The sequence below is a fragment of the [Mycobacterium] fortunisiensis genome, assembly GCF_019050325.1.
GTDB classification, from domain to species: domain Bacteria; phylum Actinomycetota; class Actinomycetes; order Mycobacteriales; family Mycobacteriaceae; genus Mycobacterium; species Mycobacterium fortunisiensis.
Genome location: NZ_VOMB01000028.1, coordinates 19,633 through 27,838, shown reverse-complemented (window position 1 = coordinate 27,838; position 8,206 = coordinate 19,633). Strand labels below are relative to the sequence as shown.

General features: G+C 68.1%; 6 protein-coding genes. 1 reads left to right on the top strand and 5 read right to left on the bottom strand.

Annotated features, from left to right (window positions below; genetic code table 11):
- Nucleotides 1-301: 301 nt before the first annotated feature.
- Nucleotides 302-655: a VOC family protein gene (locus tag FR943_RS26205; protein WP_217161258.1), complete on the bottom strand. Its 354-nt coding sequence runs from the start codon at nucleotides 653-655 to the stop codon at nucleotides 302-304.
- Between the two features lie 87 nt (nucleotides 656-742).
- On the opposite strand from FR943_RS26205, the gene FR943_RS26200 reads away from it, so the two are divergent.
- On the top strand, nucleotides 743-1,522 hold the full coding sequence (locus FR943_RS26200; protein ID WP_217161257.1) for an SDR family NAD(P)-dependent oxidoreductase: 780 nt from the start codon (nucleotides 743-745) through the stop codon (nucleotides 1,520-1,522).
- Here FR943_RS26200 and FR943_RS26195 read toward each other — a convergent pair.
- The 4 genes from FR943_RS26195 to FR943_RS26180 form a co-directional block, all read right to left on the bottom strand.
- Nucleotides 1,487-2,122 (bottom strand): TetR/AcrR family transcriptional regulator, encoded by a 636-nt coding sequence (locus tag FR943_RS26195; protein ID WP_217161256.1) that lies wholly within the window; start codon nucleotides 2,120-2,122, stop codon nucleotides 1,487-1,489. The two genes, FR943_RS26200 and FR943_RS26195, sit on opposite strands and share 36 nt — an antisense overlap.
- Before the next feature lie 6 nt (nucleotides 2,123-2,128).
- Complete coding sequence (locus FR943_RS26190; protein WP_217161255.1) at nucleotides 2,129-3,334, bottom strand: FAD-dependent oxidoreductase; 1,206 nt, start codon at nucleotides 3,332-3,334, stop codon at nucleotides 2,129-2,131.
- Nucleotides 3,327-5,498, bottom strand: coding sequence for an RNA polymerase recycling motor ATPase HelR (helR, locus tag FR943_RS26185; RefSeq protein ID WP_217161254.1), 2,172 nt, complete (start codon nucleotides 5,496-5,498; stop codon nucleotides 3,327-3,329). The genes FR943_RS26190 and helR overlap by 8 nt, the downstream gene beginning before the upstream one ends.
- Before the next feature lie 106 nt (nucleotides 5,499-5,604).
- The gene (locus tag FR943_RS26180; RefSeq protein WP_217161253.1) at nucleotides 5,605-8,169 is read right to left on the bottom strand and encodes a DEAD/DEAH box helicase; all 2,565 of its coding nucleotides are present in this window, start codon (nucleotides 8,167-8,169) and stop codon (nucleotides 5,605-5,607) included.
- Nucleotides 8,170-8,206 lie beyond the last annotated feature (37 nt).

Below are 8,206 nucleotides of genomic sequence, written 5' to 3'. Positions count from 1 at the left end.
GTTCGGCTTCCCGGCGCAGATCCAACTCGCCGATGGCGGCCAGTCGGGCGGCGATGGCCGCTGATTCGGCCTGGGCGGCGGTGGTGATCGCGTCGATCAGCCCAGCCCCCGCATCGGCCCCGGCATCGTCCCTGGCCTCGGAACCGCCTTCACCATCACTGTCGAACATGTATTCGATTATGCCACCCGGCACCGACAAAAGTGGCCGATCTCTCAAGACATCGGTGACAGATCAGCATCAAGACACCGGTAACAGTTCCGGTGTCCCGCCAGGACCTGAAGAAGAAGCCCCGCTGAGGGGTCAGCGCGCCAGCGGGCTGTAGAACACCAGACCGTTGCCCTTGTTGTCGTAGACCACGGCGCGACGCTCGTGCGCATCGTCGTACGGGTGCTTGATGATTCCGCCACCGCTGGCCTCGATGGCCTTGGCCGCACCGTCCACATCGGCGGTCTTGATCCCGACCACGACCTGCCCGGGGATCGGGTGGTCCACGGACGTGGCCAGGGCGAGCGTCAGAGACCCGCCGTCGAGCGCGGCGAAATGCGCGCCATCACGAAACTTCAGCGGCATGCCCAGGGTTTCGGTGTAGAAGCGGATCGACTCGTCGAGATCGTCGGTCGACAGGATGATCATCCGGACGTCGTGGTCGCTCATGGATTTCCTCCTAGGGACGGGCGTCCAGACTATGGCAGACCACACCCGCGCGAACAGCTTTCGAACCTCTACTGGTATAGAGAAACGATGACGCTGCAATTCGATCTGTCAGACCGACGCGTGTTGATCACCGGAGCCGGGCAAGGGGTCGGCCGCGGACTGGCCCAGGCATTCGGTGCGGCCGGGGCCACGGTGTTGATCAACGACCTGCGCGGCGACCGCGCCGAGGAGGTCGTCGCCGAATTGCGGTCCGCCGGCGGCGAAGCGGAGGCGGTGCCGTTCGACGTCACTGACTACGAGGCCGCCACGCAGGCAATTACCGGGGCCGGGACCATCGACATCCTGGTGAACAACGCAGGTAACGCCGGGGCCGAGGGTTTCGCCGCCCGGATGCCGTTCGCCGACTCCACCCCGACGGACTGGGATCCGTTCCTACAGGTGAATCTGTATGGGGTGCTGCACTGCACACGTGCGGTCCTGCCGGCGATGGTGCAGCGGCAGTGGGGCCGGATCGTGACGATCGTGTCGGACGCCGGGCGCACGGGCGACGCCAGCGGTGCGGTGTACGCCGCGGCCAAGGCCGGCGCGGCCGGGCTGACCCGGTCGATCGCGCTGGAGAACGGCCGATACGGCATCACCGCGAACAACATCGCGCTGGGCACCATGCGCACCCCGCTCACCGAACCGTTGTGGGCCGAGATGGCCGATTCGCCACAGGCAAAGGCCATCCTGTCGCGCTACCCGATCCGCCGGCCGGGCCTGCCCGAGGACGTGGCCTACCTGGCGGTGGTGTTGGCCAGCGACCACGGCTCCTGGATCACCGGGCAGACGTTACCGGTCAACGGCGGATACTCCTTCGCGATGTGAGACGGCCGGGACCGATGCGACGATCGAGGTGATGATCGTCTCCAGTTGCCCGGCCGAGGTGATGGTCCGGTCGCCACGGGCCAGCGCCAGCATCAGTCCACTGATGAAAGTCAGTAGTGCATAAGACTTTTCATCGATGAGGACCGGGTCGGTACCGGCGGGACAGAGGCTGAGCACCACGTCCCGGTGCAGTTCGAAGAACTGCTGCTGATTGTGGCTGAACGCGGCCGCCAGCCCGGCATCCCGGCTGGCCGGCATCACCAGCTCGTAGCGGGCCTTGCTGCGAACCAGGCGTGCCCCGGTGCCGGACTGGATGACCAGCCGGGCCAGCCCCGCCGCCGGTGAGGGGCCCGCACCGCACTTCGTCGCCCGGATGGCCGCGGTCAGATCGGCCAGGTCCAGGTCGGCAATCCGGTTGGCCACCGCACGCACCAACGCCGAGCTGGTGCGGAAGTAGAACGACGCGGTCCCGTCCGGGACTCCGGCCTTGCGGTCGACCCTCAGATGGGTCACGCCTTTGATCCCCTCGCGGGCCAGCAGAACGATTGCCGCATCGCATAATTCACGACGGCGCAGTTCGGGATTCTGTTTGCCTGCCACGTGGACCTACCGTCGCGCCGGCCCGGGGATGTGCTCGGGACGTACCCCGGTGCCGACCAGATACGCCGGGATGGCGGTGAGTTGGGGGAGCCGGCGCATCACCTTCACCAGCGCCCCGGGCGGGGCGATGGCGGCGCCTTTCATCACCGGCGCGATCACCGCTCGATGCAGAATCCGTTGGAAGCCTTGGGTTATCGCAGTGGGCAGGCGGCGTCGGCGCTGCACGGCGGCCAGGTCTGATTCGCTGACCCGGTGCTCGCGCAGCGCCGGGTACAACAGGCGCGCGGCGGCCACCGCGTCCTGGATGGCCACGTTGATCCCCACCCCGCCGACCGGTGACATGGCATGGGCGGCGTCGCCGATGCACAGCAGCCCGTCACGATGCCACCGCGACAGCCGGTTGAGTTGAACGTCGAGGTGTTTGACATCGTCCCAGCTGGTGAGTGCGGCCGGATCGGCTTCGGGGATCAGCTCGGCGAGCTCGGTGCGGAACGCCTCGAAACCGCGGGCGCGTAGTTCGGCGTCGCCGCCCTTCGGAATCAGGTACGCCACTTGGAAATAGCCGGTGCGCGGAATCATGATCATGGCGCGCCCCGGTGCGGTGCGCGGGATCAGTGAGTACTGGCCGTCATCGGTGCGCGGCAGCCGGAACCACCACACGTCGAAGGGCACCGGGTAGTCCCGGGTACGCAAGCCGGCCTCGCGCCGGACCAGTGACGTGCGCCCGTCGCAGGCCACGGTGAGTTCGGCGGACAACTCACCGTCGCCGTCCGGGCTGGTGTAGCGCACCCCGGTGACCTTCTCACCGGTGCGGATCAGCCCGGTCACCTCGGTCTGCATCCGCAGCGTGAAGTTGGGTTCGTCGCGGCCGGCGTCGGCCAGCAGATCGAGGAAATCCCACTGCGGCACCATCGCCACATAGGGATGGGGTTGACGCAGCCGGCGGAAGTCGATCAGGGTCACCGGACCGTCGTCGACCGGAAACTCGGCCTTTTCCACCTTGCTGTAACCGATCCGATCGAACTCGTCGAACAGCCCGAGCTCGTCGAGCATGCGCATGGTGCTCGGATGCACGGTGTCACCGCGGAAATCGCGCAGGAAGTCGGCGTGCTTCTCCATGACCGTCACGGCCACCCCGCAGCGGGCCAGGATCAGCCCCAGCATCATTCCGGCGGGGCCGCCGCCCACGATCGCGCAGGTGGTGTCAGGCATGGGCCAGGCCTTTCAGTGCGTCGGGCAGCGCCTCGGTGTGCAGCACACCGAGGCGCTGTGTCGCGCGGGTCAGGGCGACGTACAGCTCGGCGGCGCCGCGTTCACCGTCGGCCAGGATGCGGGCCGGTTCCACCACCAGCACCGCGTCGAATTCCAGGCCCTTGGTCTCCGACGGGGCCACCGCTCCGGGTATCTCGGGCGGGCCGATCACCACGCTGGTGCCCTCCCGGGCGGCTTCCTCTGCCACGAATTCTGCGACAGCTGCCGGGATTTCAGAGGTACTGAGCTGCTTCGACCACGGCTGCACCCCGCAGGCCCGCACGGACTCCGGTGGCTTCACCCCGGGGGCGAACTCGGCCAGCAGCGCGCCGGCCACCGTCATGATCTCGGCCGGGGTGCGGTAGTTGACCGACAGGGTCCGGTAGATCCACCGGCCCGGCACGTACGGCTCCAACATCTCGGCCCACGTCCGGGCGCCGGCCGCCGAACGACGCTGGGCCAGATCGCCGACGATCGTGAACGAGCGACGCGGGCAGCGACGCATCAGCACCCGCCAGTCCATCTCGGACAGTTCCTGGGCTTCGTCGACCACCACATGACCGTAGGTCCAATCCCGGTCGGCCGCAGCGCGTTCGGCCAGTTCGCGGGTGTCACGTTCGAGGAACCGGTCGGCCAGGTCCTCGGCGTCGATCAGGTCACTGGCCAGCAGGTGGTCCTCGTCGTCCATCAGATCTTCGCGGGCCACCATCAGGTCGAGCACCCCGGCGGCGTAGGCGGCTTCCTCCTGACGTTCACGTTCGGCGGCTTCCTCGCCGGCTTTGTCGCGGCCCAGCAGGTCCACCAACTCGTCGAGCAGCGGCACGTCCGAGACGGTCCAGGTCTCGCCGTCGGCGCGGAACAGCCGGGGGTCGGCGCCGGCCGCGGACAGCCGTTCGGGCGACGAGTACAGCGGGCCCAGCAGGGTCTGCGGGGTCAGAATCGGCCACAGCTGATCGAGAGCTGCGGCGAATGCGGCGTTCTCGTCGAGTTCGCCGACCACACTGGCCCGGAGCTCCTCCCAGGCCGCCTTGTCGGCACGGGTCAGCCAGCCCTTCCCGATCCGGGCGACGGCGCGTTCGGTGAGCACGTAGGTGACGATGTCGCGGAACGTGGGGCGGGCCTCGTTGTGCGGCAGCCCGGTTTCGCGGGCCTCCTCGATGGCCCACTGGGCGGTCTCGGCGTCGATGCGCACCTGCACGTCGGGCAGGTCGATGAGGATCGGCTCGTCGGGAACCTCCTGCCGGTCGGCCACCGCGGCGGCCAGCACATCGAGCATCGTCAGCGCGCCCTTGATGGCGGCCACCTCGGGCGCATCCTCGGCGGTGACGTGTAACCCGGGCACCAGGTCGCCAGGTGTCATGAACACCGCATCGGATTCACCGAGGGAGGGCAGCACCCGGCCGATGTGGTTCAGGAACGCCTCGTTGGGTCCGACGACCAGCACGCCGTGCCGTTCGATGCGCTCGCGGTGCGTGTAGAGCAGGTAGGCCACCCGGTGCAGGGCCACCACCGTCTTGCCGGTGCCGGGGCCGCCCTCGACCACCAGCACCCCGGTGTGCTCGTTGCGGATGATCTCGTCCTGCTCGGCCTGGATCGTCGCGACGATGTCGCGCATGCCTTCACCGCGCGGCGCGTTGACGGCGGCCAGCAGTGCGGCGTCCTCGTCACCTTCGTCGCCCTCGGTGGGCCGGCCCAGCACCTCGTCGGTGAAATCCAACACCCGTCGGCCCAGGGTGCGGAACTGGCGCCGCCGCCGCATGTTCTCGGGATGGGCGCCGGTGGCCGTGTAGAACGGCCGGGCCAGCGGAGCTCGCCAGTCCAGCAGCAACGGCTCATAGTCGTTGTCACGGTCGAAGATGCCCAGCCGTCCGACGTAGAAATGTTCTCCGGCAACAGTTTCCAGCCGTCCGAAGCACAGGCCGTTGTCGGCCACGTCGAGCCGGTTGGCTTCCTTGGCCAGCGCGCGCACTTCGGCGTCGCGTTCCACCGCGGTGCCGCCGTGTTCGCGCAGCGCGGTCCGGTAGCGGTCGCGCACCCGGATGCGCTCGGCGTCCAGACGGGTGTAGAGCCCGTCGACATAGGTCTGTTCGGACTGGACTTCGACGTCGTGATCGTCAGCTGGCACGTGCTCCCTGTTCCTCCGTGGCTTGCTCAGGCCAGCGATTGTGCGCCATCACCCCGGCCTTGCCGCAAGGCCCCGGGGGCGCGATAAAATGGGGTCCAGCAATCGCTCATCCCATCCGTCCGGCATCGATGACCCGCAGCACCGCGGCGCCTTCCTCGTCGCTGGCCGTGAGATCCACCTCCACGTCGAAACCCCAATCGTGATCTCCGGCCGGATCATCCAGGATCTGTCGCACTCGCCACACCTGCGGCCCGCGGTCGAAGATCAGCAACGCCGGCCCACGCGCGTCGGGTCCGGTGCCCACGTCGGTGTGCTCGTCGAAGTACGCCTCGCCAACCTCGGCCCAGCGCTCGGCCGTCCAGCCGGACCCGGTGTCCAGCGTGCCCAGCTCGTCCCAGCGGGACCGGGCGAACAACTCCACCCGGCGGAACAGCGCGTTGCGCACCATTGCGGTGAAGGCCCGCTCGTTGCCGGTCAGCGGGCGCGGGCGGGCCGGTACCGGGACGGGCACGTCATGCGGCTGGTCCGGACTGGTGAGCTGCTCCCACTCGTCGAGCAGGCTCGAATCCACCTGGCGCACCAGCTCTCCGAGCCACTCGACGATGTCGCCCAGCGCCTCGGTGCGGGCCGCCGCGGGAACACCCGAACGTAATGCCTTGAAGGCGTCGGACAGGTAGCGCAGCACCGCGCCCTCGGAGCGGGTCAGGCCGTAGAGGCTGATGTACTCCCGGAAGGTCAGGGCCCGCTCCCACATCTCCCGCACCACCGACTTGGGGGACAGGTGCCCGTCAGCCGCCCACGGGTTGGTCTGCCGGTACACCTCGTAGGTGTGCTCGAGAAGTTCGGCCAGCGGCTTGGGGTAGCTGACCTCGTCGAGCAGTTCGATGCGTTCGTCGTACTCGATGCCGTCGGCCTTCATCTGTGCCACCGCCTCGCCCCTGGCCTTGTTGAGTTGGGCGGCCAGGATCTGCCGGGGATCTTCCAACGTGGCCTCGATCACCGAGACCACGTCCAGCGCATAGGTTTCCGCTTGCGGATCCAGCACGTCGACTGCGGCCAGGGCGAAGGTGGACAGTGGTTGGTTGAGCGCGAAATCCGGTGGTAGGTCGACGGTCAGCCGGTAGCTGACAGGGCGAGCGGAGCGACGGGAGAATGATGAGCCATCGGCGTCGGGTCCCTCCACGCGTTCCATCACTCCGGCCTGTAGCAGGGACCGGGCGATGCCCACGGCTTCCCGGATGTGCTTCAGCTGACGTTTGCGCGGCTCGTGGTTGTCGGTGAGCAGCCGTTGCATCGCCCGGCACGGATCACCCGGCCGGTCGACCACGTCGAGGATCATCGCGGTGGACACCCGCATGTTGCTGGTCAGTGCTTCGGGAGCGGCGTCGACCAGCCGGGTCATGGTGTTCTCACCCCACGGCACCATGCCCTCGGGTACCTTGCGCCGCACCAGCTTTCGCCGTTTCTTGGGATCGTCGGCCACCTTGGCGAACTGCTTGATGTTCTCCACCTCGTGGTCGGGTGCCTGCACCACGACGGTGCCCACGGTGTCGTACCCGGCCCGGCCGGCCCGCCCGGCGATCTGGTGGAATTCGCGGGCATTGAGCAACCGCATCCGGGTGCCGTCGTACTTGGACAGCGCGGAGAACACCACGGTGCGGATCGGCACGTTGATGCCGACGCCGAGGGTGTCGGTGCCGCAGATCACCTTGAGCAGCCCGGCCTGGGCCAGCTGTTCCACCAGGCGCCGGTACTTGGGCAGCATGCCGGCGTGATGGACCCCGATGCCGTGGCGCACCAGCCGCGACAGCGTGGTGCCGAAGGTCGATGAAAAATGGAAACGGCCAATATGTTCGGCGATCGCGGCCTTCTCCTCCTTGGTGCAGACGTTGACGCTCATCAGGGCCTGCGCCCGCTCCAGCGCCGAGGCCTGGGTGAAGTGCACGACGTAGATCGGCGCCTGCTTGGTCTCGAGCAGATCGGCGATGGTCTCGTGCATCGGCGTGGTGGCGTACGAGTAGAACAGCGGGACCGGTCGTTCGGCGCCGGTGACCAGGGCCGTCTCGCGTCCGGTGCGCCGGGTCAGATCCGTGCGCAGGAACGTGACGTCGCCCAGCGTTGCCGACATCAACAGGAACTGGGCGCTGGGAAGTTCCAGCAGCGGCACCTGCCAGGCCCAGCCGCGGTCGGGGTCGCCGTAGAAGTGGAACTCGTCCATCACCACCAAGCCGATGTCGGCGTCGGCACCTTCGCGCAGCGCGAGGTTGGCCAGGATCTCGGCGGTGCAGGCGATGATCGGCGCGTCGGCGTTGACGGATGCGTCCCCGGTCAGCATGCCGACATTGGCCGCGCCGAACAGGTCACACAGCGCGAAGAATTTCTCGCTCACCAGCGCCTTGATCGGGGCGGTGTAGAAACTGACGCGGTCCGCGGCGAGCGCCGCATAGATCGCCCCGGTGGCCACCAGCGACTTGCCCGAGCCGGTCGGCGTCGCGAGGATCACGTTCGCCCCGCTGACCAGCTCGATCAGCGCCTCCTCCTGCGCCGGGTAGAGCGTGGTGCCGTTGGCCTCGGCCCAGGCCGCGAAGTCGGTGAACAGGGTGTCGGCGTCGTTGCCCTTGGCGTGCAGCGCCGACAGGTCGTGCGGATCGTCGAGCAGGGGAGTGGTCATGTTGATCACCAGCGTGCCAGTTGACCGGCACCGACGA